A 24,090-nucleotide genomic window follows, 5' to 3' on the forward strand; every position below is an offset into this window, starting at 1 on the left:
CCCGCCCCGGCGAATGCGCCGGAGCGGGCTTGACGGCTGCTCGAACGCCCGGCCGCCCGGGCCGGACCTCAGCCGAGCTTCTTGGCCTGGATCTCGACGACGGCCTTCGGCTGCTCGGCGGAGCCGCTCGGGCTCACGGCCGAGAAGGTGGCGATGATGCTGCCCTTGCGCACGACCACGAGCTCCGTGGAGGCCTTCTCGCCGTCCACGTCGGCCGTCGCGGTGTAGGCGAGCGCCTCGTCGCCCGCGGTGACCGGGGCGCCCGGGACCACCTTGGAGATCTTGAGGGAGTCGCCGGCCTGGCTGCCCGTGTAACCGCCGGCGCAGGCCGTGGCCGCGGCCTTGACGGAGGCGAAGGCCGCCTCGGCGCCCTTGCCCTCGTACGAGGCGAGGGCGATGGACGTGACGGTGGCGCCCAGGACGTCACCCGCGGACTTCGGCACGGCGACCGCCTTGGTGCCCGCCCTGCCCACCGGGGTGCCGACCGGGGCCGAGGACTGCGCCTTGACCAGCGGCAGGCACTCGGGCTTGTCGCTCCCGGCACTGGCCGCCGCCGCGAGTTCGGCCGGGGTGGCCGCCCGGACCGCGTGGGTCGGCAGCTCGGCCTGCGTCACCAGCAGCGCGACCAACTCGGCGTCGGTCTTCGCCTTCGCCGCCGGCGCCGCCGACGTCGCCGCGCCGGAGGGGGTCGGCGTGGCGCCGCCCACCTTGTCGTCCGCCTTGTCGGAACCGCAGGCGGTGGACAGCAGGGCCAGGGACACCGCGGAGGCGGTCAGGACGGTACGACGGACAAGGGTGCTACGCACGAAGGATCTCCCCCAGAACACACGAAAAACGACAGCAGCGGCTGCAGACAGAGAGCCGCGATGATCAGCAAATCTACGGGGCGATCCGATCATGAACAGTCCATTTTCCGCCGGATGCAGCCAATCGTGACCAGGGTGAGATCCCGTACCGGGGCCCCAGCCCGAGCCCCGACCCGAGCCCCGTCCCAGCCCGGCTCGCAGCCGGCTCGATACCGGCACGGGAACCACTGCACGTCACCCCGCAGACACCGCTGCGACGGCCCGGGGCCCCCGGCACGTGACCGACCACACCACCCACAACCGCCCCCGAGCCACGACAATGGCCCTGTGATCACTTCGCCGCCACGAAGCACGCCGGACAGCGCAATGGAGCGCCCCGACCGTCCCGAGCGACCTCACCGCCGGGCCGAGGTCTCTCCGTACGTCGACCTCACCCGGGACGAGTGGAGCGCCCTGCGCGAGCGCACCCCGCTCCCCCTCACCGCCGACGAGGTCGAGCGACTGCGCGGTCTCGGCGACGTCATCGACCTCGACGAGGTCCGGGACGTCTACCTCCCGCTCTCCCGCCTCCTCAACCTCTACGTCGGCGCCACGAGCAACCTCCGCGGCACCCTCAACACCTTCCTCGGCGACGCCGGCAACGGCCACGGCGCGCAGCAGGGCACCCCGTTCGTCATAGGGGTCGCCGGCTCCGTCGCCGTCGGCAAGTCCACCGTGGCCCGCCTGCTCCAGGCCCTGCTCGCCCGCTGGCCCGAGCACCCCCGCGTCGAGCTGGTCACCACCGACGGCTTCCTGTACCCCATGAAGGAGCTCCAGCGCCGCGGGCTCACCTCCCGCAAGGGCTTCCCGGAGTCGTACGACCGCCGCGCGCTCACCCGCTTCGTCGCGGACATCAAGGCGGGCAAGGACGAGGTGACGGCCCCCGTCTACTCGCACCTGATCTACGACATCGTCCCGGGCGAGCAGCTCGTCGTGCGCCGCCCGGACATCCTGATCGTCGAGGGGCTCAACGTCCTCCAGCCGGCCCTGCCCGGGAAGGACGGCCGCACGCGCGTCGGCCTCGCCGACTACTTCGACTTCAGCGTGTACGTGGACGCACGCCCGGAGGACATCGAGCGCTGGTACCTCAACCGGTTCCGGAAGCTGCGCGAGACCGCCTTCCAGAATCCTTTCTCCTACTTCCGCAAGTACACCCAGGTCTCCGAGGAGGAGGCCATCGAGTACGCGCAGACCATGTGGCGCACCATCAACAAGCCCAACCTGCTGGAGAACGTGGCCCCCACCCGCGGCCGCGCGACCCTCGTCGTACGCAAGGGCCCGGACCACAAGGTGCAGAAGCTCAGTCTCCGCAAACTCTGAAGCCGTCACCCACTAGGGTGCGGCCATGCTGCACCTTCGGTTGATCACCCCGGCCGACCGGACCGAGGCCGTGGTCTCGGCCATCGAATCGACGGTCGGCACCACCCATCTGGTCGTACTGCCCGGCGTCGCCCGCGAACCCCGGGGCGACGTCGTGCTGTGCGACGTCGCCCGCGAGGCGGGGGACGAGCTGCTGAACGAGCTCCGGGAGCTGGGCATCGAGCAGGACGGCTCGATCGCCGTCGAGAACATCGACCTGTCGCTGTCCCGGCGGGCCGACGCGGCCGAGGAGGAGGCCCCGGGCGAGGCCGCCGACGCGGTGCTGTGGGAGCAGCTGACGGAGGCCACCCACGAGGAGTCCACGCTCACCATCACGTACGTCGCGTTCATGATCCTCGCGACCATGATCGCGGCGTGCGGTGTCGTCCTCGACAACGCCATCCTGATCGTGGGAGCCATGGCGGTCGGTCCGGAGTTCGGCCCGCTCGCGGGCGTCTGCACCGCGGTGGTGCAGCGGGCGCCGCGGCTCGTCCTGCGGTCTCTCAGCGCACTGCTGATCGGCTTCGCCGCCGCGATCGTCGCTACGACCGTCTTCAGCCTGGGGATGGACGCGATCGGGCAGTTCCAGGAGGGGATGCTGGAGCGGCCCCGCCCGAACACCGGCTTCATCTGGCAGCCGGACCCGTTCTCCTTCGTGGTGTCGCTGCTCGCGGGCGTGGCGGGGGTGCTGTCCCTGACCTCCGCGAAGTCCGGGGCGCTGGTGGGCGTCGCGATCTCCGTGACCACCGTCCCGGCCGGTGCGAACGCCGCCGTGGCCCTCAGTTACGGCGACTTCTCCCAGATGTGGGGGTCGTCGGAGCAGCTGCTGCTGAACCTGGCCGGGATCATGCTGGCGGGCGTCCTGACCCTGTACGGGCAGAAAGCGCTCTGGCGGACCCAGCGCGGCCGCTGGGTCCGCCGGCCGAAGACCTGAGCGGCCCGGTGACGCCGTCGGCCCCGCCCTCCGCGATCAACGGGAGGGCGGGGCCGACGTACGAACCGGGACCTAGCCGAGCGCCGACTTCACGACGTCCGCGAGCCGCCCGGCGACCGCGCGGGCCTGCTCGATGTCGGCGGCCTCGACCATCACCCGGACGAGCGGTTCGGTACCCGACGGACGGAGCAGCACCCGGCCGGTGGTGCCCAGCTCGCGCTCGGCGTCGGCGACGGCCGCGGCCAGCTCGGCGGAGGTCCCGACCCGGGACCTGTCCACGTCGGGGACGTTGATCAGCACCTGCGGCAGCCGCTGCATGACGCCCGCCAGGTCGGCCAGGGACCGGCCGGTGGCCGCGACGCGCGCCGCCAGCATCAGGCCGGTGAGCGTGCCGTCGCCGGTCGTGGCGTGGTCGAGGATGATCACGTGGCCGGACTGCTCGCCGCCCAGTGCGTAGCCGTGCTGCTTCATCGACTCGAGCACGTACCGGTCGCCGACGCCGGTCTGCACGACCTGGATGCCCTCGCCCTCCATGGCCAGCTTGAAGCCGAGGTTGGACATCACGGTGCCGACGACGGTGTCGCCGCGCAGCTGGCCGGCCTCGCGCATGGCCAGCGCCAGCACCGCGAGGATCTGGTCGCCGTCGATCTCCGCGCCGGAGCCGTCGACCGCGAGGCAGCGGTCCGCGTCGCCGTCGTGCGCGATGCCGAAGTCGGCGCCGTGCTCGACCACGGCCTGCTTGAGGAGACCCAGGTGGGTGGAGCCGCAGCCGTCGTTGATGTTGAGGCCGTCCGGCTCGGCGCCGATGGTGACGACCTCGGCACCCGCCCGGGTGAAGGCCTCGGGCGAGACGCGGGCGGCGGCGCCGTGCGCCTCGTCCAGGACGATCTTGAGCCCGTCCAGGCGGTTGGGGAGGACCGCGATGAGGTGCGCGACGTACTTGTCGAAGCCCTCGTCGTAGTCGGAGACACGGCCGACGCCGGCGCCGGTGGGCCGGTCCCAGGGAGCGCCGGTGCGGTGCTCGTCGTAGACGGCCTCGATGCGGTCCTCGAGCTCGTCGGCGAGCTTGTGGCCGCCGCGGGCGAAGAACTTGATGCCGTTGTCGGGCATCGCATTGTGGCTGGCGGAGAGCATCACGCCGAGGTCGGCACCCAGCGCACCGGTGAGATACGCCACCGCCGGGGTGGGCAGCACACCGACGCGCAGGACGTCCACGCCTGCGCTCGCGAGGCCGGCGACGACCGCGGCCTCCAGGAATTCGCCGGAGGCGCGGGGGTCGCGGCCGACGACCGCGGTCGCCCGGTGGCCCGCGAAGGTGCCCGCCTCGGCGAGTACGTGGGCAGCTGCCACGGAGAGACCGAGCGCGAGCTCAGCCGTCAGATCCGCGTTGGCGACGCCGCGCACACCGTCCGTCCCGAAGAGTTGTCCCACTGTTGTCCTCCCGAGTTCACGCTTCGTTTGTGACCGCTTGTGACATGTATTTGCCGCTTGTGGCGGTAAACGAACCGCCCCGGCAGCACGGAGAGTGCTGCCGGGGCGGTTGTTGCTGAACAGCAGGCGCAGATTAACGCTTGCTGTACTGCGGGGCCTTACGGGCCTTCTTGAGACCGGCCTTCTTGCGCTCGACCGCACGGTCGTCGCGGGAGAGGTAGCCGGCCTTCTTCAGCGCCGGGCGGTTGTTGTCGACGTCCGCCTCGTTCAGCGCACGGGCCACACCGAGGCGCAGGGCGCCGGCCTGGCCGGAGACGCCGCCACCCGAGATACGGGCGATGACGTCGTAGCGGTTGTCCAGCTCAAGGAGCTTGAACGGGTCGTTGACTTCCTGCTGGTGCACCTTGTTGGGGAAGTAGTCCTCAAGGGTACGACCGTTGATCTTCCACTTGCCGGTGCCCGGAACGATCCGGACGCGGGCGATGGCGTTCTTGCGACGGCCCAGGCCTGCGGCCGGCTGCGGGTCGCCGAAGCGGCCGGCAAGGGACTCGGAGGTGTAGTCGCCCTCGACGACGACCTCGGACTCGCTGGTGTACTCCTCGACGTTGCCCTCGAACTCTTCGACGGGGGTCGTCTCGGCGGTGGTCTCGGCCACGATGCTCCTCAGAATTTTCTACGTCTTAGGGGGTGGCCGGAACTACTGCGCGACCTGGGTGATCTCGAACGGCACCGGCTGCTGGGCAGCGTGGGGGTGCTGGTCGCCCGAGTAGACCTTCAGCTTCGAGAGCATCTGACGGCCCAGGGTGTTCTTGGGGAGCATGCCCTTGACGGCCTTCTCGACGGCCTTCTCCGGGTTGTTCGCCAGGAGGTCGTCGTAGCGCACGGAACGCAGACCGCCCGGGAAACCGGAGTGGCGGTACGCCATCTTCTGGGTCGCCTTGTTGCCGGACAGGTGAACCTTGTCGGCGTTGATGATGACGACGAAGTCGCCCATGTCCATGTGAGGCGCATAGGTCGGCTTGTGCTTGCCCCGCAGGAGGGCAGCGGCCTGGGTCGCCAGACGGCCGAGGACAACGTCCTGGGCGTCGATGACGAGCCACTGGCGCGAGATGTCGCCGGGCTTAGGGCTGAACGTACGCACGCGTATGCCTTCGCTTCTTCAGTGGTGGTATCCCAGGGGCGCAAGCCCCCACGGGAAGGTCCTGACAGGGTCACCACGGACGATCACGACAGCCCTCGTTCACAACGGGGACGCAACCCATGTGAACCGCTGGTCATCGGTCCGGTGGACCGGCGCAAGGCCCTTTCACGTGAGAATGAGAAAGCCAATACGCATAACAAACCAGCAGGATACCCAAGCAGACCCGTACGGGTCAAAACGCGGTCCGCGATGCCGATTCTGCTGGCGTCGCGGCGCACTCCGGTTCGGTCCTGGGTGGGGACCCCGCAGTTGTTACAGGGTCCACAGTAACCCGGCCGGAGCGCAGCGCACGACGCGCCAGAAGGATCGCGAGCCCGCACAGGGTGGCGCAGTCTTTGAAGGCGCGCCGTTTGTGGGCCAGCTCGGAGGGCCACGGCACCAGCGCCACCTGGGGCGTCAGGGCCAGCCAGAACCAGGGCGAGCGGGGCATCGACCCCGGCCGCACCCCCGAAGCCAGCAGCAGCGGCAGCACCACCAGCAGGTAGTGGTCGAAGGACGGCCGCGAGACCAGGAATGCGGCGAACATCACCATGCAGGCCGTCTCCGCGAGCCGCAGCTCTCCCCCGTCCGTCTCCTCCCCCGTGCGCCGCCACCGCGTCCAGGCGGCCCACAGTCCCGCCCCGGCCCCGGCGAAGGCCACCAGCACCGCCACCGGCTCCGGCACCCCCAGCCGGGGCAGCACCGCTATGGGCGAGGCGTCCCAGGGCAGCGCGTACGCGTCCTGCCCCCCGAGCAGGAACGGCAGGGTCTTGGTGAAGAACAGCGACGGGCTCGGCATCAGCAGCGCGCCCGCCAGCGAGAGCCCCAGCGGCACCAGCACGGCCGCTGCCAGACCCCGCCAACGCCGCGCGATCACGAACAGCAGCCCGACCGGCACCAGCATCGGCTTGCAGGCGATCGCCAGCCCGACCACCAGCCCGGCCGTCCCCCAGCGCCGCCGGTGCGCGAGCAGCAGCGCCACCGGCAGCGCGGCCGCCGAGATCGCCGTCCAGTTGCCGATCAGCACGAGGTTCACATACGGCTTGTAGGCCAGGGCCAGCACCGGGAACCCGACGACCGCGAAGCGCGAGCGCAGCGGCACCGAGAACATCCGCAGCGCGGCCAGCCACCCGATGCCCAGCAGCCCGGACATCGCTACCGGCAGGCTCCAGCGCAGCACCGTCGTCGGCAGCAGCGCCTCGGGAACGGCCATCAGGACCGCGCTGGGCAGGTACAGGAAGCGCTTGTCCTCGTACGGGGACCCGCCGGCCAGCAGCGTCTGCGCCGCCTTGACCACGAAGGCGTTGTCGGAGCCCCAGTTCTCCCGCAGGCTCGTGGAGACGCAGACCCCCAGGACCACCGCGAGGGAGACGAGCTGCCAGGGCCGGGACGCGGGCCGCAGCAGCCGGTCGAGCAGCCGGTGGCCGGGGCCGTGGTACTCCCGCTTCATGAGCCAGATGCCAGGCCGCAGGCCCACAACGCCTCCCCCTCACTCCCGGCCGAGGGGGCGGTCTCCCCCTAGCGCTTCCGCTCGACCCTACGTTCGTCCCAAACGGGTTCCTGAGTCTCTCGCACAACACCGTCGGAACCGAAGACCAGGAAACGGTCAAATGTCCGCGCGAACCAGCGGTCGTGCGTGACGCACAGCACAGTGCCGTCGTACGACTCCAGGCCGTCCTGCAGCGCCTCCGCGGACTCCAGGTCCAGGTTGTCGGTCGGCTCGTCCAGCAGCAGTGCCGTGGTGCCCGCCAACTCCAGGAGCAGGATCTGGAAACGCGCCTGCTGGCCGCCCGACAGCTTCTCGAACGGCTGCTCCCCCTGGCGCTCCAGCTCGTACCGGCGCAGGACGCCCATCGCGGCGCCGAGCGGCTTCGCGGCCTCCGTCCACAGGATGTCGACCAGGGTGCGGCCGAACAGCTCGGGGTGCGCGTGGGTCTGCGCGAAGTGTCCGGCCACCACCCGGGCACCCAGCTTGAAGTCGCCCGTGTGCTTGACGTCCTCGCCCGCCAGCAGCCGCAGGAAGTGCGACTTCCCGGAACCGTTCGAGCCGAGCACCGCGACCCGCTCCCCGTAGAAGACCTCCAGCGAGAACGGCTTCATCAGGCCCGTGAGCTCGAGGTTCTCCACGGTCAGCGCGCGCACGCCGGTCCGGCCGCCCTTCAGGCGCATCCGGATGTCCTGCTCGCGCGGCGGCTCCGGGGGCGGGCCGGCCTCCTCGAACTTCTGGAAGCGCGTCTGCATCGCCCGGTAGCGCGAGGCCATGTCGGGGCTGCTCGCCGCCTGGTTGCGCAGCCGCAGGACCAGCGCCTTCAGCCGGGCGTGCTCCTCGTCCCAGCGCCGCTTGAGCTCCTCGAAGCGCGCGAAGCGCTCCTTGCGGGCGTCGTGGTACGTGTCGAAGCCCCCGCCGTGCACCCACACGTCGCTGCCCATCGGGCTCGCCTCGAGGCTGATGATCTTCTCGGCGGCCTGGGTGAGCAGTTCCCGGTCGTGGGAGACGAACAGCACCGTCTTGCGGGTGGCCTTCAGCTGCTCCTCCAGCCACCGCTTGCCCGGGACGTCCAGGTAGTTGTCCGGCTCGTCGAGCAGCAGCACCTCGTCCGGCCCGCGCAGCAGGGCCTCCAGGACCAGCCGCTTCTGCTCACCGCCCGACAGCGTGCGCACCTCGCGGAACTGCGCGGCGTCGTACGGGACGGCGAGCGCGGCCATGGTGCAGACGTCCCACAGGGTCTCCGCCTCGTAGCCCTGTACGTCGGCCCAGTCGCTGAGCGCCTGCGCGTACGCCATCTGGGCGGCTTCGTCGTCCACCGTCAAGATCAGGTGCTCGGCGTGGTCGACGGCCTTCGCGGCGGCCCGGATCCGCGGCTGGGCCACCGAGACCAGCAGGTCCCGCACGGTCGTCTCGTCCCGTACGGAGCCCACGAACTGCGACATCACGCCGAGGCCGCCGCTGACGGTGACCCCGCCGCCGTGCGGCTGGAGGTCACCGGAGATCAGCTTCAGCAGGGTGGTCTTGCCGGCCCCGTTCGCCCCGACGAGGGCGACGACCGCCCCCTCCCCCACGCGGAAGGAGACGTCGGGGAGCAGGACCCGCCCGTCGGGAAGGTAGTACTCCAGGTGGCTGGCTTCGAGATGTCCCATGCCGGGCATTGTCCAGGCCCGGCGCCGATCCGCCCAAACGGATTGGGCAGCGGTCACCGGCGGATCAGCAGCAGCCGGCGCCCGGGAGGGTGCGCATGTTGCGCGCTTCCTTGCTGCGGGCGGCCAGCAGCTCGTCCGCCGGGTAGCCGACCTCCTCCAGGGTGAGCCCGTGCGGCTTCACGACGTGCACCGAGGAGTCCCGTACGGCGGCGCGCAGGACCTTCCCGGGCCAGTCGGTCGGCCGGTGCCCGTCCCCGACGTGCAGGAGTGCGCCGACCAGCGAGCGGACCATGTTGTGGCAGAAGGCGTCGGCGCGGACGGTCGCCGTGATGATCCCGTCCTCTGCACGCTCCCAGCTGAGCTGCTGGAGGGTGCGGATGGTCGTGGCGCCCTCGCGCTTCTTGCAGTACGCGGCGAAGTCGTGCTCGCCGAGCAGCGGGGCGGCGGCCTCGTTCATGGCGTCCACGTCCAGGGGCCACTGGTGCCACAGCACGTGCCCGCGGCGCAGCGGGTCGACGCCGCCCTGGTGGTCGCCGACGCGGTAGGCGTAGCGGCGCCAGATGGCGGAGAACCGGGCGTTGAAGCCCTCCGGGGCCTCGGCGGCCTTCCATACCCGTACGTCGTGCGGCAGCCGGCCCGCGAGGCGGCGCAGCAGCTTGTCGTGGTGCTCGGCCCACACCTCCTCGGCCAGGTCGAACTGGGCGACCTGCCCGCGCGCGTGCACGCCGGCGTCGGTCCGCCCGGCCACGGTCAGCTCGACCGGGTCCGGCAGCCGCATCACGGTCTGCAGGGCCGACTCCAGCTCGCCCTGCACCGTCCGCAGCACGCGCTGCTTCGCCCAGCCGGAGAAGTCCTTGCCGTCGTAGCTCAGGTCCAGCCGCACCCGGACGTGCCCGGGCTCCACCTCGTCACTCACGTGACAGATCCTCTCAGAGGCGCAAGAACGTCAGGAAATACAGAACGGGCCCGCCCCGGGAAGGGGCGGGCCCGTTCAGAGCCGATCAAGCAAGCTCGATCCCGAAGCGGGATCAGGCCTCCTTGGTCTCCTCGGCGGGGGTCTCGACGGCCTCGGCCTTGGCCTCCGCCTCCTTGACCGCACGCTTGGTGGCGGCCTCGGCCTCACCGGTGGCCTGCTGGGCGACCGTAAGGGCCTCGACCAGCTCGATCACGGCCATCGGGGCGTTGTCGCCACGACGGTTGCCGATCTTGGTGATGCGCGTGTAACCACCGGGGCGGTTCTCGTAGCGCGGGGCGATCTCGGTGAACAGCGTGTGCACGATGCTCTTGTCCGTGATCGTCTGCAGCACCAGGCGACGGTTGTGGATGTCGCCCTTCTTGGCCTTGGTGACCAGACGCTCGGCGTAGGGACGCAGGCGACGGGCCTTGGCCTCGGTGGTGGTGATGCGGCCGTGCTCGAAGAGCGCCTTCGCGAGGTTCGCGAGAAGGTGCTTCTCGTGCGCGGCGGAGCCGCCCAGACGGGCACCCTTTGCGGGACGCGGCATGGTGTTACTCCTTCATATCTGCACCGGCCGTGTCAGGTACCGGTGTCAGTTCTCCCGGGGCGGCTGCCCCGGGAAAGTCTTTTCTTAGTACTGCTCGGTCTCGACGAAACCGGCGTCCGCGTCGTCGTCGGCGCCGAAGGCGTCGGCAGCGGCGGTCGGGTCGAATCCGGGCGGGCTGTCCTTGAGGGCCAGGCCCATGCCGGCCAGCTTCGCCTTGACCTCGTCGATCGACTTCGCACCGAAGTTGCGGATGTCGAGCAGGTCGGCCTCGGAGCGGGCGACGAGCTCACCCACGGAGTGGATGCCCTCGCGCTTGAGGCAGTTGTACGACCGAACGGTGAGCTCGAGCTCCTCGATCGGCAGCGCCAGGTCGGCGGCCAGGGCGGCGTCCGTCGGGGACGGGCCCATGTCGATGCCCTCGGCGTCGATGTTGAGCTCGCGGGCCAGACCGAACAGCTCGACCAGGGTCTTGCCGGCGGACGCCATGGCGTCACGCGGGCGCATGGCCTGCTTGGTCTCGACGTCGACGATCAGCTTGTCGAAGTCGGTGCGCTGCTCGACTCGGGTCGCCTCGACCTTGTAGGTGACCTTGAGGACCGGGCTGTAGATGGAGTCGATCGGGATACGACCGATCTCCTGGCCCAGCTGCTTGTTCTGGACGGCGGAGACGTAGCCGCGGCCGCGCTCGACGGTCAGCTCCATCTCCAGCTTGCCCTTGCCGTTGAGCGTGGCGAGGACCAGGTCCGGGTTGTGCACCTCGACACCGGCCGGGGGCGCGATGTCGGCAGCGGTGACCAGGCCGGGACCCTGCTTGCGCAGGTACATCACGACCGGCTCGTCGTGCTCCGAGGAGACGACCAGCTGCTTGATGTTGAGGATGATGTCGGTGACGTCTTCCTTGACACCGGGCACGGTGGTGAACTCGTGCAGGACGCCGTCCACGCGGATGCTGGTGACAGCGGCACCCGGGATCGAGGACAGGAGCGTGCGGCGCAGCGAGTTGCCGAGGGTGTAGCCGAAGCCCGGCTCGAGCGGCTCGATCACGAACCGCGAGCGGTACTCGTCGACGACCTCTTCGGTCAGCGAAGGACGCTGAGCGATAAGCATGTCTGTGTTCCTTCAGTCGTGGACGCCCACTATTTGACGCCCGACGGGTAAAGCCAGGTACAGCAAGGGTACGGGCGGTACGTCCCCCCGAAGGGGTTCGTACCGCCCGGACACTCAAAGACGCACAGGCGTCGCTGCGTCAGACGCGGCGGCGCTTCGGCGGGCGGCAGCCGTTGTGCGGGGTGGGGGTGACGTCCTGGATCGAGCCGACCTCGAGGCCGGTGGCCTGGAGGGAGCGGATCGCGGTCTCGCGGCCGGAGCCGGGACCCTTGACGAAGACGTCAACCTTGCGCATGCCGTGCTCCTGCGCGCGGCGGGCGGCCGACTCGGCGGCCATCTGCGCGGCGAAGGGGGTGGACTTGCGCGAGCCCTTGAAGCCGACGTGGCCGGCGGAGGCCCAGGAGATCACGTTGCCCGAGGGGTCCGTGATCGAGACGATCGTGTTGTTGAACGTGCTCTTGATGTGGGCGTGCCCATGAGCGACGTTCTTCTTTTCCTTGCGGCGCACCTTCTTGGCAGCGCCCTGACGACCCTTGGGGGGCATCTAAATCTCCTACGGGAGGTGGTCGGTCCTACAGCGCAAGACCGCTGAACAGGACTACTTCTTGCCCGGCTTCTTCTTACCGGCGATCGCGCGACGCGGGCCCTTGCGGGTACGCGCGTTCGTGCTGGTGCGCTGACCGTGCACCGGCAGGCCACGACGGTGGCGGATGCCCTGGTAGCACTGGATCTCGATCTTGCGGCGAATGTCGCCCTGGATCTCGCGGCGGAGGTCACCCTCGGTACGGAGGTTGGCGTCCACGTACTCGCGGATCTTGACGAGGTCCTCTTCGGCCAGGTCACGAACGCGGGTGTCGGGGTTCACACCGGTGGCCGCAAGGATCTCCTTGGACCGGGTGCGACCGACACCGAAGACGTAGGTAAGTGCGATCTCCACGCGCTTTTCGCGCGGGATGTCAACACCGGAAACGCGTGCCATTCAATGGCTCCTGTGTGTTCGGGGGTCTTCAGCAGAATCAACCCCGACCGCCGACCACACCTGATGGGTGGTGGTACGTCCGGGTCCCCGGCCCCCGCCGGAGGTGCCGCCGGCCCTTCTCAGGGCTGGGCGGATTCTGCGTATGTACGTTTTCTTACGTCGCGCGAAGAACTGCGAAAGGCAGGTCGGTCGGCGTGCGTCAGCCCTGGCGCTGCTTGTGGCGCAGGTTGTCGCAGATGACCATGACCCGACCGTGACGGCGGATCACCTTGCACTTGTCGCAGATCTTCTTGACGCTCGGCTTGACCTTCATGTTGGTGAGGTTCTCCGGGTCAGTGCCACCACCCGTACCAGGACATTGCGCCCAGGCAGGAGTGAGGACAAGATCTACTTGTATCGGTAGACGATCCGGCCACGCGTCAGGTCGTACGGAGACAGCTCCACAACGACCCGGTCATCCGGGAGGATGCGGATGTAGTGCATACGCATCTTGCCGCTGATGTGCGCGAGGACCTTGTGACCGTTCTGCAGTTCCACCTTGAACATCGCGTTCGGGAGGGACTCGATCACGGTGCCCTCGATTTCGATGGCACCTTGCTTCTTGGCCACGCTTCGCCCTTCGAATCGGCTACCTTGATCAGCTCCCTGCTTCACATGTGGACATGCGGGTGCAAAGGAGCCGACGAGTCAGTCTACGTCAGGGCACCCAGAAAGACGAATCCGGAAAGTTTGCCCCACAGCGTAGATCATTAACCGAGAGGGTCGGGCGCCGTGGTCACGCCGTACTCCGCCAGCTTCGCCTTGCCGCAGTCCGGGCTGGTCAGGACGATGGGCCCGGCCTCCGTCAGGGCGATGGAGTGCTCCCAGTGCGAGGACCAGGTGCCGTCCGTCGTGATGACCGTCCAGTCGTCCGCCAGGACCTCCGTCTGGGGCGTGCCCAGGGAGACCATCGGCTCGATCGCCAGGCAGACGCCCGGGACCAGCTTGATGCCCTTGCCCCGCTTGCGCGAGACGTAGTTCAGCAGGTGGGGGTCCATGTGCATCTCGGACCCGATGCCGTGGCCGCCGTAGTCCTCGATGATCCCGAACTTGCCGAGGCTGTGCTCGCCGGTGCTGGGGCGGGGCTGCCGCTTGATGTACGTCTCGATCGCCTTGGAGATGTCCACGAGGCGGTTGCCGAGCTTCATGGCGGCGATGCCGGCCCACATGGACTCCTCGGTCACCCGGGAGAGCTCGACGAGCTCCGGAGCGTGACCGGTGCCCACGAAGGCCGTGTACGCGGCGTCGCCGTGCCAGCCGTCGATGATCGCGCCGGCGTCGATCGAGATGATGTCGCCGTCCTTGAGGACCGTCTTGTCGTCCGGGATGCCGTGGACGACGACCTCGTTCACCGAGGTGCAGATCGTCGCGGGGAAGCCGCCGTAGCCGAGGAAGTTCGACTTGGCCCCGGCATCCGCGATGACCTTGCGGGCCACCATGTCCAGATCCCGCGTCGTGGCGCCCGGCACGGCCGCCTCACGGGTCGCCGCGTGGATCGCGGCGACGACCAGCCCTGCCTCGCGCATTTTCGCGATCTGCTCGGGGGTCTTGATCTGGACCATGGGAAGTGCCTTCCGCGTCTTTGTGCGGCTGAACCGCCGCCGCTCTCGCGGAGGTGGTTACTCTCCGCTGTGGTTCCTCAATTATTGGCCGACGTCTCACAAACCCGCCTCATGCGGACGGCCGCGGCGCCCCTGGGGACACCGCGGCCGTACTGCACGAGACAGGGGTACTACTTCTTGAGGGCATCCATCGCGCGCTGCGTGACGTCCGCGACCTCACCGAGGGCCGGGATGGTCACCAGCAGGCCCTGGGCCTTGTAGTAGTCGATGATCGGCTCGGTCTGCGTGTGGTAGACCTCGAGCCGGTTGCGGACCGTGGCCTCGGAGTCGTCGTCGCGCTGGTACAGCTCGCCACCGCAGGCGTCGCAGACGCCCTCGGTCTTCGGCGCCGCGTACACGACGTGGAAGACGTGTGCAGAGTCGTTGCGGCAGATCCGGCGGCCGGCGATGCGCTTGACCACCTCGTCCTCCTCGACCTCGAGGTCGAGGACGGCGTCGAGCTTCATGCTCGCCGTCTGCAGCATCTCGTCCAGCGCCTCGGCCTGCGAGACGTTGCGCGGGAAGCCGTCCAGCAGGAAGCCGTTCACGGCGTCCGGCTGCTCCATCCGGTCCTTGGCCATGCCGATGGTGATCTCGTCGGGGACGAGGTCACCGGCGTCCATGAACGCCTTCGCACGCTGACCCAGCTCGGTGTTCTGGCTGATGTTGGCGCGGAAGAGGTCGCCCGTGGAGATGTGCGGGATCGACAGGTTCTTCGCAAGGAACGCGGCCTGCGTTCCCTTGCCCGCACCGGGCGGTCCGACGAGGACGATTCGCATCAGCGGAGGAACCCTTCGTAATTGCGCTGCTGGAGCTGGCTCTCGATCTGCTTCACGGTTTCCAGACCCACACCCACGATGATGAGGATGCTCGTCCCGCCGAACGGGAAGTTCTGGTTCGCTCCGAAGCCGGCCAACGCCATCGTCGGCACAAGAGCGATGAGACCCAGGTACAGCGACCCCGGCCAGGTGATCCGGTTGAGCACGTAGCTCAGGTACTCGGCGGTGGGTCGACCGGCACGGATACCCGGGATGAACCCACCATACTTCTTCATGTTGTCTGCAACTTCCTCGGGGTTGAACGAAATCGCCACGTAGAAGAACGCGAAGAAGACGATCAGGAGGAAGTAGGCGGCGATGTAGTACGGGTGGTCGCCCTTGACGAAGTGCTTCTGGATCCAGGTGGCCCAGCCGGCGGTCGAACCGCTGAACTGCACGATCAGCGCCGGGATGTACAGCAGCGACGAGGCGAAGATGACCGGGATGACACCGGCCTGGTTCACCTTGAGCGGGATGTACGTCGAGGTGCCCCCGTACGCACGGCGGCCGATCATGCGCTTCGCGTACTGGACCGGAATCCGTCGCTGCGCCTGCTCGACGAAGACGACGAGCGCGACCATGGCCAGACCGACGAGGATGACCACGCCGAACTCGACCCAGCCGTCGGCGATCTTGCCCTGGAGCTTGATCTGCCACAGGGCGCCCATGAAGCCGGCGGCGATGGAGATGAACATCAGGATCGACATGCCGTTGCCGATGCCGCGGTCGGTCACGAGCTCACCGAGCCACATGACGACGCAGGTACCCGCGGTCATGGTGATGACCATGACGATGGTGGTGAAGATCGACCGGTTCGGAACGATCTGGCTGGCGACCTGGCAACCCTGGAACAGGGCGCCAGTGCGGGCGGTGGCGACGAGGCCGGTGCCCTGCAGGATCGCGAGTGCGACCGTCAGATAGCGCGTGTACTGAGTGATCTTCGCCGTGCCGGACTGACCCTCTTTTTTGAGGTTCTCCAGCTTCGGGATGACCACGGTCAGCAGCTGCAGGATGATGCTCGCCGTGATGTACGGCATGATGCCGAGCGCGAAGATCGTGATCTGCAGCAGCGCACCGCCGCTGAACATGTTGACGAGACCGAAGAGGCTGTTGCTGCTCCCGGCCTGGTCGACACAGATCTGAACGTTCTTGTAGCTCACGCCGGGTACCGGGATATGGGACCCGAGCCGGAACAGCACGATGATGCCGAGCGTGAAGAGCAGCTTCTTGCGCAGGTCGGGCGTCTTGAACGCCCGGGCGAACGCGGTGAGCACGGTGCCTCCTGCGACCCCCGCGCTACTGCGTCAGAGGTGACGGTCTGAGGGATCGGTGAATACGTACAAGCAAAGGTGCACGCCACCTTACCGGCGAGTGTGCCCCCCGTGGAACGACCAACCGGGGATGCCCCATATGTGAGGCATCCCCGGTCGGGTTTCTAGCTATTTGTCACAAGAGTTTCGTCTTAGACGAGCTCGGTGACGGTGCCGCCGGCAGCGGCAATCTTCTCCTTGGCGGAGGCGGAAACGGCGTCAACCGAAACCGTCAGCGCCACGGAGATCTCGCCCTGGCCCAGGACCTTGACGAGGCTGTTCTTGCGAACCGCGCCCTTGGCGACCAGGTCGGCCACCGTGACCTCTCCACCCTCGGGGTAGAGAGCGCCGAGCTTGTCCAGGTTCACGACCTGGAACTCGGTGCGGAACGGGTTCTTGAAGCCCTTGAGCTTCGGCAGGCGCATGTGGAGGGGCATCTGCCCACCCTCGAAGCGCTGCGGGATCTGGTAACGGGCCTTCTGGCCCTTCGTACCACGACCGGCCGTCTTACCCTTCGACGCCTCACCACGACCGACACGGGTCTTCGCGGTCTTGGCACCGGGGGCGGGACGGAGGTTGTGGGCCTTCAGCGGGCTGTTCTCAGCCATGATTAGTCAACCTCCTCAACCGTCACGAGGTGGCGGACGGTCTGCACCATTCCGCGGAACTCGGGGCGGTCCTCCTTGACGACGACGTCGTTCAGGCGCTTGAGCCCGAGCGAACGCAGCGTGTCGCGGTGGTTCTGCTTGCTGCCGATGTACGACTTCGTCTGCGTGATCTTGAGGCGAGCCATTACGCACCCGCCCCGGCACGTGCACGAAGGAGAGCCGCGGGGGCGACGTCCTCGAGGGGCAGACCACGGCGAGCCGCGATCTCCTCGGGACGCTGCAGGCCCTTGAGGGCCGCCACGGTCGCGTGCACGATGTTGATCGCGTTGGAAGAGCCGAGCGACTTCGACAGGATGTCGTGAACGCCGGCGCACTCCAGAACGGCGCGCACCGGGCCACCGGCGATAACACCGGTACCGGGGGAAGCCGGCTTCAGCAGCACGACGCCCGCAGCACGCTCGCCCGTGATCGGGTGAGGAATGGTGCCCTGGATACGCGGAACCTTGAAGAAGCTCTTCTTGGCTTCCTCGACGCCCTTGGCGATGGCCGCGGGAACTTCCTTGGCCTTGCCGTAACCGACACCTACAGTGCCGTCACCGTCGCCCACCACGACCAGCGCGGTGAAGCTGAAGCGGCGACCACCCTTGACAACCTTGGCGACGCGGTTGATCGCGACAACGCGCTCAACGTAAGCGGTCTTCTCGGCGGCAGGGCCACCGTCGCGACCCTTCCGGTCCCGCCGCTCGCCGCCACCGGCACCGCTTCCGCGGCGCTGGGGTCCAGCCATTGGATTACCTCTCTCTGTTACGTCCGTGAGTCCCGGAACCGGGGCTTAGAACTTCAGCCCGGCTTCGCGGGCGGCGTCAGCCAGAGCGGCAATGCGCCCGGCGTATCGGTTGCCACCGCGGTCAAAGACAACGGTCTCGACGCCGGCAGCCTTCGCACGCTCGGCCACGAGCGCGCCGACGGCCTGGGCCTGGGCGCTCTTGTCGCCTTCGCCACCGCGGATCGAGGTGTCCAGGGTCGACGCGGACGCCAGGGTGTGACCCTGGAGGTCGTCGATGACCTGAGCAACGATGTTGCGGTTGGAACGCGTCACGACGAGGCGCGGACGCTCCGCCGTACCCGACACGTTCTTGCGAATGCGGATGTGGCGGCGAGCCTTGGCAGCGCGCTTGTACGCGTCGCCCTTGGCGATCTTCACACCGTATGCCATGGCTACTTACCAGCCTTTCCGACCTTGCGGCGGATGACTTCGCCGGCGTACTTGACACCCTTGGCCTTGTACGGGTCGGGCTTCCGCAGCTTGCGGATGTTGGCGGCGACCTCGCCGACCTTCTGCTTGTCGATGCCCTCGACCGTGAACTTGGTGGGCGACTCGACCTTGAAGGAGATGCCCTCGGGCGCCTCGATCAGGATCGGGTGGCTGTAACCAAGCTGGAACTCCAGGGAGGAGCCCTTCGCGGCGACGCGGTAACCGACACCGCTGATCTCGAGAGCCTTGACGTATCCCGCGGTCACGCCGGTGATCATGTTCGCCACCAGCGTGCGGGACAGGCCGTGCAGGGCCTTGTTCTGACGCTCGTCGTTGGGGCGGGTGACGTTCAGAACGCCGTCCTCACCCTTGACGATCTCGATCGGCGCGGCGACGGTGTGCGAAAGGAGACCCTTGGGGCCCTTCACTGCGACCGTGCGGCCATCGATGGTGACGTCCACACCGGCGGGAACCTGGATGGGGAGCTTGCCGATTCGCGACATTGCTTTTCCTCCGTTCCCGACTACCAGACGTAGGCGAGGACTTCCCCACCTACGCCCTTCTTGCCTGCCTGCTGGCCGGTGAGGAGACCGTGGGACGTGGAGATGATCGCCACGCCCAGGCCGCCGAGCACCTTCGGCAGGTTGGTGGACTTCGCGTACACGCGCAGACCGGGCTTCGAGATCCGCTTGATGCCCGCGATGGAGCGCTCACGGTTCGGCCCGAACTTCAGCTCGAGGACGAGGTTCTTGCCGACCTCGGCGTCCTCGACCTTCCAGCCGGTGATGAAACCCTCCTGCTTGAGGATCTCTGCGATGTGCGACTTGATCTTGCTGTGCGGCATCACGACGGTGTCGTGGTACGCCGAGTTAGCGTTACGCAGACGGGTCAGCATGTCTGCGATCGGGTCAGTCATGGTCATGAAGTGGCCTTCGGCCTCTCTCGCCGGGGTTTCCTGTATGCGCCATCCCTCTCCCCACTCAGTGGCGGGACGGGTGCGGTGCGGGGACCTACGGCGTAGTAAGTCGTTATGGACGGCGGACGCCCAACCCCACAAGCCTACGGCATGCGGAGCAGGGCACCCACCGACCAGATGCTTACCGAGAGTGCCTGGAAGTTCCCAAGTCCTTGCGGACGGGAGGGAATTACCAGGAGCTCTTGGTCACGCCCGGCAGCTCGCCACGGTGAGCCATCTCACGAAGGCAGACGCGGCACAGGCCGAACTTGCGGTACACGGAGTGGGGACGACCGCAGCGCTGGCAGCGGGTGTACGCACGCACACCGAACTTGGGCTTGCGGGCAGCCTTCGCGATGAGAGCCTTCTTCGCCATCTCGCTTACGCCTCCTTGAAGGGGAAGCCGAGGTGACGAAGGAGCGCGCGGCCCTCAGCGTCGTTGGTCGCCGTGGTGACCACGGTGATGTCCATACCCCGGGTACGGTCGATCTTGTCCTGGTCGATCTCGTGGAACATGACCTGCTCCGTGAGACCGAAGGTGTAGTTGCCACGGCCGTCGAACTGCTTCGGCGACAGACCACGGAAGTCACGGATACGCGGCAGCGCGAGCGACAGCGTACGGTCCAGGAACTCCCACATGCGGTCACCACGGAGGGTGACGTGGCAGCCGATCGGCTGACCCTCACGCAGCTTGAACTGCGCGATGGACTTGCGGGCCTTCGTGACGGCCGGCTTCTGACCGGTGATCGTCGTGAGGTCGCGGATGGCGCCGTCGATCAGCTTGGAGTCGCGGGCGGCGTCGCCCACACCCATGTTGACCACGATCTTCACGAGGCCGGGGATCTGCATGACGTTCTCGTACGAGAACTCTTCACGCAGCTTGCCCGCGATGTCCTCGCGGTACTTCGTCTTGAGACGCGGAGTGGTAGCCATCAGATGTCCTCACCCGTCCGCTTGGCAACGCGGATCTTGTTGCCCTCGTCGTCGAAGCGGAAACCGACGCGGGTAACGACCTTCTGGCCGTCCTTCTCCACAACCAGCTGAACGTTGCTGACGTGGATCGGCGCCTCGGTGATCACGATGCCACCGGTCTGCGAGCCACCAGCGGTCTGGCCGGCCTTGGTGTGCTTCTTGACCCGGTTGACACCCTCGACGAGGACACGGTTCTCAGTAGGGATGGCCTGAATGACCTTGCCCTGCTTGCCCTTGTCCTTACCGGTGATGACCTGAACCAGGTCGCCCTTCTTGATCTTCATGCTTACAGCACCTCCGGCGCGAGCGAGATGATCTTCATGAACTTCTTCTCGCGCAGCTCACGGCCCACCGGGCCGAAGATACGGGTGCCACGAGGGTCGCCGTCGTTCTTGAGAATGACAGCGGCGTTCTCGTCGAAGCGGATGTACGAGCCGTCCTGGCGGCGGCGCTCCTTGACGGTGCGAACGATGACCGCCTTGACGACGTCACCCTTCTTCACGTTGCCACCGGGGATCGCGTCCTTGACGGTGGCGACGATGACGTCACCGATGCCCGCGTAGCGGCGACCGGAACCACCGAGAACACGGATGCAAAGGATTTCCTTGGCACCAGTGTTGTCGGCGATACGCAGTCGCGACTCCTGCTGGATCACGTGTATCTCCTGATTTGTCTGCCGGTTCCCGGCGAGGGGTCCGTTACCGGAACCCCTCGCCGAGCCTGGCGGAACTGACCTGAGGGAAACCCCTCAGGTGATTACTTGGCCTTCTCGAGGATCTCGACGATGCGCCAGCGCTTGCTCGCCGACAGCGGACGCGTCTCCATGATGAGGACGCGGTCGCCGACGCCGGCAGCGTTCTGCTCGTCGTGAGCCTTGAGCTTGTTCGTACGGCGGATGACCTTGCCGTACAGCGCGTGCTTCACACGGTCCTCGACGGCGACGACGACGGTCTTGTCCATCTTGTCGCTGACGACGAGACCCTCACGGGTCTTGCGGAAACCGCGCTCGTTCGACTCAGTCACGTTCTTCTCGCTCATCAGGCGCTCTCCACCGTCTCGATACCGAGCTCACGCTCGTGCATCAGGGTGTAGATGCGAGCGATGTCCTTACGGACGGACTTGAGCCGGCCGTTGTTCTCCAGCTGACCCGTGGCCGCCTGGAAGCGGAGCTTGAACAGCTCCTCCTTGGCCTCGCGCAGCTTGCCAACGAGCTCCTCGTTGCCGAGCTCACGCAGCTCGGACGCCTTGGTTCCCGTCGCCATCACGACTCACCTGCCTCGCGCCGAACAATCCGGCACTTCATCGGAAGCTTGTGAGCAGCGCGGGTGAGCGCCTCACGAGCAATCTTCTCGTTCGGGTAGGACAGCTCGAACATGACCCGGCCCGGGTGCACGTTCGCGATCCACCACTCGGGAGAACCCTTACCGGAACCCATGCGGGTCTCGGCAGGCTTCTTCGTCAGCGGACGGTCCGGGTAGATGTTGATCCAGACCTTGCCGCCACGCTTGATGTGGCGGGTCATCGCGATACGAGCCGCCTCGATCTGGCGGTTCGTCACGTACGCCGGGGTCAGCGCCTGGATGCCGTACTCGCCGAACGAGACCTCAGTACCGCCCTTGGCCATACCGCGGCGCTTCGGGTGGTGCTGCTTGCGGTGCTTGACCCTACGAGGGATCAGCATGTCGGTCAGGCCTCCGTTCCGGTGCTCTCGGCCGGAGCGGCGGCGGGAGCGTCGGCCTTGGGGGCCTCGGCACCAGCAGCCTGCTGCGGCTTGCGGCCACCACGGCCGCCGCGCTCGCCACCACGGCCACCACGGCCGGCGGGACGGTCGCCAGCGCCTGCTGCACCACGGGCCGGGCGGTTACCCGCACGGGCCGCAGCGTTCTCGGCGCGAACCTCGGCGATGTTCTTGACGTCGCCCTTGTAGATCCAGACCTTCACACCGATACGGCCGAAGGTGGTCTTGGCCTCGAAGAAGCCGTAGTCCACGTTCGCGCGCAGCGTGTGCAGCGGCACACGACCCTCGCGGTAGAACTCGGAGCGGGACATCTCGGCGCCGCCGAGACGGCCGCCACACTGGATCTTGATGCCCTTGGCGCCGGCCTTCATCGTGCCCTGCATGCTCTTACGCATGGCGCGACGGAAGGAGACGCGGGAGGAGAGCTGCTCGGCAACGGCCTGGGCAACCAGCTGAGCGTCGAGCTCGGGGTTCTTGACCTCGAGGATGTTCAGCTGGACCTGCTTGCCCGTGAGCTTCTCGAGGTCACCGCGGATGCGGTCGGCCTCGGCGCCACGGCGGCCGATGACGATGCCCGGACGAGCGGTGTGGATGTCCACACGCACGCGGTCACGGGTGCGCTCGATCTCAACCTTCGAGATGCCGGCGCGCTCCATGCCGGACGTCATCATCCGACGGATGGCGACGTCTTCCTTGACGTAGTCCTTGTACAGCTTGTCGGCGTACCAACGCGACTTGAAGTCGGTGGTGATGCCGAGCCGGAACCCGTGCGGGTTTACCTTCTGGCCCATTACCGGGAACCTTCCTTGCTGCTGACGACCACGGTGATGTGGCTGGTCCGCTTGCGGATCCGGTAGGCACGGCCCTGCGCACGCGGACGGAACCGCTTCAGGGTCGGGCCCTCGTCCACGAACGCCTCGCTGATGACCAGCGTGGAGGCGTCCGGGTGGTTGTAGTTGTGTGCGGCGTTGGCAATGGCGCTGTCAAGCACCTTGCCGACCGGCACGCTCGCGGCCTGCGGGGCGAAACGCAGGACCGCCTGAGCCTCCGTGGCATCCATGCCACGGATAAGGTCCACCACTCGGCGGGCCTTCATGGGCGTGACGCGGATGTACCGCGCCTGGGCCCTGGCTTCCATGGTTGTCCCTTCGGTGTAAGTCATAGTCGTAACCACCCCGCCTTTAGCGGCGCTTCGACTTCCGGTCGTCCTTGACGTGGCCGCGGAAGGTGCGAGTCGGCGAGAACTCGCCGAGCTTGTGGCCGACCATCGACTCGGTGACGAACACCGGGACGTGGGTCTTGCCGTTGTGCACCGCGATGGTGTGACCCAGCATGCTGGGGATGATCATCGAGCGACGGGACCAGGTCTTGATGACGTTCTTGGTGCCGGCTTCGTTCTGGACGTCCACCTTCTTTACGAGGTGGTCGTCGACGAAGGGCCCCTTCTTGAGACTGCGCGGCATCTAAACCCGCTCCTAGCGCTTCTTGTTCGTCTTGCGGCGGCGGACGATGTACTTGCTCGAAGCCTTCTTCGGCGAGCGAGTACGACCCTCCTTCTGACCCCACGGGGAGACCGGGTGGCGACCACCACTGGTCTTGCCCTCACCACCACCGTGCGGGTGGTCAACCGGGTTCATCGCGACACCGCGGACGGACGGGCGAACGCCCTTCCAGCGCATGCGGCCGGCCTTGCCCCAGTTGATGTTCGACTGCTCGGCGTTGCCGACCTCGCCGATCGTGGCGCGGCAGCGCGCGTCGACGAGACGGATCTCGCCGGACGGCATGCGGAGGTGGGCCATCGTGCCCTCCTTCGCCAGCAGCTGCACGGAGGCACCAGCGGAGCGGGCGAACTTGGCGCCACCACCGGGACGGAGCTCGATCGCGTGGATCGTGGTACCGACCGGGATGTTGCGAAGCGCCAGGTTGTTACCGGGCTTGATGTCGGCCGTGGGGCCGTTCTCAATCCGGTCGCCCTGCTTCAGTGCCTTCGGCGCGATGATGTAGCGCTTCTCGCCGTCGGCGTAGTGCAGCAGCGCGATGCGCGCGGTGCGGTTGGGGTCGTACTCGATGTGCGCGACCTTGGCCGGCACGCCGTCCTTGTCGTGACGACGGAAGTCGATCACGCGGTAGGCGCGCTTGTGACCGCCACCCTGGTGGCGAACAGTGATCCGACCGGTGTTGTTACGGCCGCCCTTGCTGTGCAGCGGGCGAACCAGCGACTTCTCCGGCGTGGACCGCGTGATCTCGACAAAGTCGGCGACGCTGGAGCCACGACGGCCCGGGGTCGTCGGCTTGTACTTGCGGATACCCATTTCTCAG

The 24,090-nt window shown here is 67.6% G+C and carries 35 protein-coding genes; 2 read left to right on the forward strand and 33 right to left on the reverse strand.

Annotated elements, in window-relative coordinates; genetic code table 11:
* Positions 1 to 68: 68 nt before the first annotated feature.
* Positions 69 to 806 carry a hypothetical protein gene (locus tag OHT74_RS15645; RefSeq protein WP_328620543.1) on the reverse strand — a complete coding sequence of 246 codons (738 nt, stop codon included), beginning with the start codon at positions 804 to 806 and terminating at the stop codon, positions 69 to 71.
* Between the two features lie 366 nt (positions 807 to 1,172).
* Here OHT74_RS15645 and coaA point away from each other — a divergent pair, with 366 nt between their 5' ends.
* Entirely contained in the window at positions 1,173 to 2,165 is a 993-nt protein-coding gene (gene coaA / locus OHT74_RS15650) for a type I pantothenate kinase (RefSeq protein WP_266664710.1), read from the forward strand.
* Positions 2,166 to 2,190: 25 nt separating this feature from the next.
* Positions 2,191 to 3,138 carry a DUF389 domain-containing protein gene (locus OHT74_RS15655; RefSeq protein WP_328620544.1) on the forward strand — a complete coding sequence of 316 codons (948 nt, stop codon included), beginning with the start codon at positions 2,191 to 2,193 and terminating at the stop codon, positions 3,136 to 3,138.
* 72 nt (positions 3,139 to 3,210) lie between these two features.
* Here the strand turns inward: OHT74_RS15655 and glmM are convergent, their stop codons facing one another.
* The 32 genes from glmM to rplB all read right to left on the reverse strand — a co-directional run bounded on the left by glmM (position 3,211) and on the right by rplB (position 24,083).
* Positions 3,211 to 4,569: a phosphoglucosamine mutase gene (glmM, locus tag OHT74_RS15660; RefSeq protein ID WP_266664714.1), complete on the reverse strand. Its 1,359-nt coding sequence runs from the start codon at positions 4,567 to 4,569 to the stop codon at positions 3,211 to 3,213.
* 133 nt (positions 4,570 to 4,702) lie between these two features.
* Positions 4,703 to 5,224, reverse strand: coding sequence for a 30S ribosomal protein S9 (gene rpsI, locus OHT74_RS15665; RefSeq protein WP_266664716.1), 522 nt, complete (start codon positions 5,222 to 5,224; stop codon positions 4,703 to 4,705).
* Positions 5,225 to 5,266: 42 nt separating this feature from the next.
* A complete protein-coding gene (gene rplM, locus OHT74_RS15670; RefSeq protein WP_266664718.1) occupies positions 5,267 to 5,710 on the reverse strand; it encodes a 50S ribosomal protein L13 in 444 nt (147 codons plus the stop codon).
* A 232-nt stretch (positions 5,711 to 5,942) separates the two neighbouring features.
* The gene (locus OHT74_RS15675) at positions 5,943 to 7,199 is read right to left on the reverse strand and encodes a glycosyltransferase family 87 protein (protein WP_328620545.1); all 1,257 of its coding nucleotides are present in this window, start codon (positions 7,197 to 7,199) and stop codon (positions 5,943 to 5,945) included.
* Between the two features lie 68 nt (positions 7,200 to 7,267).
* Positions 7,268 to 8,896: an ABC-F family ATP-binding cassette domain-containing protein gene (locus OHT74_RS15680; protein ID WP_328620546.1), complete on the reverse strand. Its 1,629-nt coding sequence runs from the start codon at positions 8,894 to 8,896 to the stop codon at positions 7,268 to 7,270.
* 55 nt (positions 8,897 to 8,951) lie between these two features.
* Positions 8,952 to 9,803 carry a tRNA pseudouridine(38-40) synthase TruA gene (gene truA, locus OHT74_RS15685; protein WP_266626424.1) on the reverse strand — a complete coding sequence of 284 codons (852 nt, stop codon included), beginning with the start codon at positions 9,801 to 9,803 and terminating at the stop codon, positions 8,952 to 8,954.
* Between the two features lie 112 nt (positions 9,804 to 9,915).
* Positions 9,916 to 10,389: a 50S ribosomal protein L17 gene (gene rplQ / locus OHT74_RS15690; RefSeq protein WP_266664725.1), complete on the reverse strand. Its 474-nt coding sequence runs from the start codon at positions 10,387 to 10,389 to the stop codon at positions 9,916 to 9,918.
* Between the two features lie 84 nt (positions 10,390 to 10,473).
* Entirely contained in the window at positions 10,474 to 11,496 is a 1,023-nt protein-coding gene (locus OHT74_RS15695) for a DNA-directed RNA polymerase subunit alpha (RefSeq protein ID WP_008739666.1), read from the reverse strand.
* A 139-nt stretch (positions 11,497 to 11,635) separates the two neighbouring features.
* Positions 11,636 to 12,040, reverse strand: coding sequence for a 30S ribosomal protein S11 (rpsK, locus tag OHT74_RS15700; protein ID WP_003956432.1), 405 nt, complete (start codon positions 12,038 to 12,040; stop codon positions 11,636 to 11,638).
* Positions 12,041 to 12,094: 54 nt separating this feature from the next.
* The gene (rpsM, locus tag OHT74_RS15705; RefSeq protein WP_266664727.1) at positions 12,095 to 12,475 is read right to left on the reverse strand and encodes a 30S ribosomal protein S13; all 381 of its coding nucleotides are present in this window, start codon (positions 12,473 to 12,475) and stop codon (positions 12,095 to 12,097) included.
* Between the two features lie 199 nt (positions 12,476 to 12,674).
* Positions 12,675 to 12,788, reverse strand: coding sequence for a 50S ribosomal protein L36 (rpmJ, locus tag OHT74_RS15710; RefSeq protein ID WP_003956441.1), 114 nt, complete (start codon positions 12,786 to 12,788; stop codon positions 12,675 to 12,677).
* A gap of 74 nt (positions 12,789 to 12,862) precedes the next feature.
* Positions 12,863 to 13,084: a translation initiation factor IF-1 gene (gene infA / locus OHT74_RS15715; RefSeq protein WP_003956442.1), complete on the reverse strand. Its 222-nt coding sequence runs from the start codon at positions 13,082 to 13,084 to the stop codon at positions 12,863 to 12,865.
* 140 nt (positions 13,085 to 13,224) lie between these two features.
* Entirely contained in the window at positions 13,225 to 14,076 is an 852-nt protein-coding gene (gene map, locus OHT74_RS15720; RefSeq protein ID WP_266996570.1) for a type I methionyl aminopeptidase, read from the reverse strand.
* Between the two features lie 170 nt (positions 14,077 to 14,246).
* A complete protein-coding gene (locus OHT74_RS15725; protein WP_030298220.1) occupies positions 14,247 to 14,894 on the reverse strand; it encodes an adenylate kinase in 648 nt (215 codons plus the stop codon).
* The gene (gene secY, locus OHT74_RS15730; protein WP_136227546.1) at positions 14,894 to 16,207 is read right to left on the reverse strand and encodes a preprotein translocase subunit SecY; all 1,314 of its coding nucleotides are present in this window, start codon (positions 16,205 to 16,207) and stop codon (positions 14,894 to 14,896) included. The genes OHT74_RS15725 and secY overlap by 1 nt, the downstream gene beginning before the upstream one ends.
* 188 nt (positions 16,208 to 16,395) lie before the next feature.
* On the reverse strand, positions 16,396 to 16,851 hold the full coding sequence (gene rplO / locus OHT74_RS15735; RefSeq protein WP_030154704.1) for a 50S ribosomal protein L15: 456 nt from the start codon (positions 16,849 to 16,851) through the stop codon (positions 16,396 to 16,398).
* A 2-nt stretch (positions 16,852 to 16,853) separates the two neighbouring features.
* Complete coding sequence (rpmD, locus tag OHT74_RS15740) at positions 16,854 to 17,036, reverse strand: 50S ribosomal protein L30 (RefSeq protein ID WP_053682614.1); 183 nt, start codon at positions 17,034 to 17,036, stop codon at positions 16,854 to 16,856.
* Positions 17,036 to 17,638, reverse strand: a complete 603-nt coding sequence (gene rpsE, locus OHT74_RS15745; RefSeq protein ID WP_073912880.1) for a 30S ribosomal protein S5 — start codon at positions 17,636 to 17,638, stop codon at positions 17,036 to 17,038. Before rpsE ends, rpmD begins: the two co-directional genes overlap by 1 nt.
* A gap of 45 nt (positions 17,639 to 17,683) precedes the next feature.
* On the reverse strand, positions 17,684 to 18,067 hold the full coding sequence (rplR, locus tag OHT74_RS15750) for a 50S ribosomal protein L18 (RefSeq protein WP_008739696.1): 384 nt from the start codon (positions 18,065 to 18,067) through the stop codon (positions 17,684 to 17,686).
* Between the two features lie 2 nt (positions 18,068 to 18,069).
* Positions 18,070 to 18,609 (reverse strand): 50S ribosomal protein L6, encoded by a 540-nt coding sequence (rplF, locus tag OHT74_RS15755; RefSeq protein WP_328620547.1) that lies wholly within the window; start codon positions 18,607 to 18,609, stop codon positions 18,070 to 18,072.
* Between the two features lie 20 nt (positions 18,610 to 18,629).
* A complete protein-coding gene (gene rpsH, locus OHT74_RS15760; RefSeq protein WP_007265911.1) occupies positions 18,630 to 19,028 on the reverse strand; it encodes a 30S ribosomal protein S8 in 399 nt (132 codons plus the stop codon).
* A gap of 223 nt (positions 19,029 to 19,251) precedes the next feature.
* A complete protein-coding gene (locus OHT74_RS15765; RefSeq protein ID WP_003956452.1) occupies positions 19,252 to 19,437 on the reverse strand; it encodes a type Z 30S ribosomal protein S14 in 186 nt (61 codons plus the stop codon).
* A gap of 5 nt (positions 19,438 to 19,442) precedes the next feature.
* The gene (gene rplE / locus OHT74_RS15770; protein ID WP_030154702.1) at positions 19,443 to 19,994 is read right to left on the reverse strand and encodes a 50S ribosomal protein L5; all 552 of its coding nucleotides are present in this window, start codon (positions 19,992 to 19,994) and stop codon (positions 19,443 to 19,445) included.
* Positions 19,994 to 20,317, reverse strand: coding sequence for a 50S ribosomal protein L24 (rplX, locus tag OHT74_RS15775; protein ID WP_266626434.1), 324 nt, complete (start codon positions 20,315 to 20,317; stop codon positions 19,994 to 19,996). The genes rplE and rplX overlap by 1 nt, the downstream gene beginning before the upstream one ends.
* A gap of 2 nt (positions 20,318 to 20,319) precedes the next feature.
* Positions 20,320 to 20,688: a 50S ribosomal protein L14 gene (gene rplN, locus OHT74_RS15780; RefSeq protein WP_008739701.1), complete on the reverse strand. Its 369-nt coding sequence runs from the start codon at positions 20,686 to 20,688 to the stop codon at positions 20,320 to 20,322.
* Positions 20,689 to 20,789: 101 nt separating this feature from the next.
* Positions 20,790 to 21,071, reverse strand: a complete 282-nt coding sequence (gene rpsQ / locus OHT74_RS15785; RefSeq protein ID WP_266664738.1) for a 30S ribosomal protein S17 — start codon at positions 21,069 to 21,071, stop codon at positions 20,790 to 20,792.
* Positions 21,071 to 21,295, reverse strand: a complete 225-nt coding sequence (rpmC, locus tag OHT74_RS15790; RefSeq protein WP_008739703.1) for a 50S ribosomal protein L29 — start codon at positions 21,293 to 21,295, stop codon at positions 21,071 to 21,073. The genes rpsQ and rpmC overlap by 1 nt, the downstream gene beginning before the upstream one ends.
* The gene (gene rplP, locus OHT74_RS15795; protein ID WP_030026326.1) at positions 21,295 to 21,714 is read right to left on the reverse strand and encodes a 50S ribosomal protein L16; all 420 of its coding nucleotides are present in this window, start codon (positions 21,712 to 21,714) and stop codon (positions 21,295 to 21,297) included. The genes rpmC and rplP overlap by 1 nt, the downstream gene beginning before the upstream one ends.
* A 5-nt stretch (positions 21,715 to 21,719) precedes the next feature.
* A complete protein-coding gene (gene rpsC / locus OHT74_RS15800; protein WP_266626437.1) occupies positions 21,720 to 22,562 on the reverse strand; it encodes a 30S ribosomal protein S3 in 843 nt (280 codons plus the stop codon).
* Positions 22,562 to 22,909, reverse strand: coding sequence for a 50S ribosomal protein L22 (rplV, locus tag OHT74_RS15805; protein WP_037792011.1), 348 nt, complete (start codon positions 22,907 to 22,909; stop codon positions 22,562 to 22,564). The genes rpsC and rplV overlap by 1 nt, the downstream gene beginning before the upstream one ends.
* Before the next feature lie 43 nt (positions 22,910 to 22,952).
* Entirely contained in the window at positions 22,953 to 23,234 is a 282-nt protein-coding gene (gene rpsS / locus OHT74_RS15810; RefSeq protein ID WP_008739713.1) for a 30S ribosomal protein S19, read from the reverse strand.
* A 12-nt stretch (positions 23,235 to 23,246) separates the two neighbouring features.
* On the reverse strand, positions 23,247 to 24,083 hold the full coding sequence (rplB, locus tag OHT74_RS15815) for a 50S ribosomal protein L2 (protein WP_266664742.1): 837 nt from the start codon (positions 24,081 to 24,083) through the stop codon (positions 23,247 to 23,249).
* Between the last annotated feature and the right edge of the window lie 7 nt (positions 24,084 to 24,090).

The organism is Streptomyces sp. NBC_00354 (assembly GCF_036106915.1).
Taxonomy (GTDB): Bacteria; Actinomycetota; Actinomycetes; order Streptomycetales; family Streptomycetaceae; genus Streptomyces.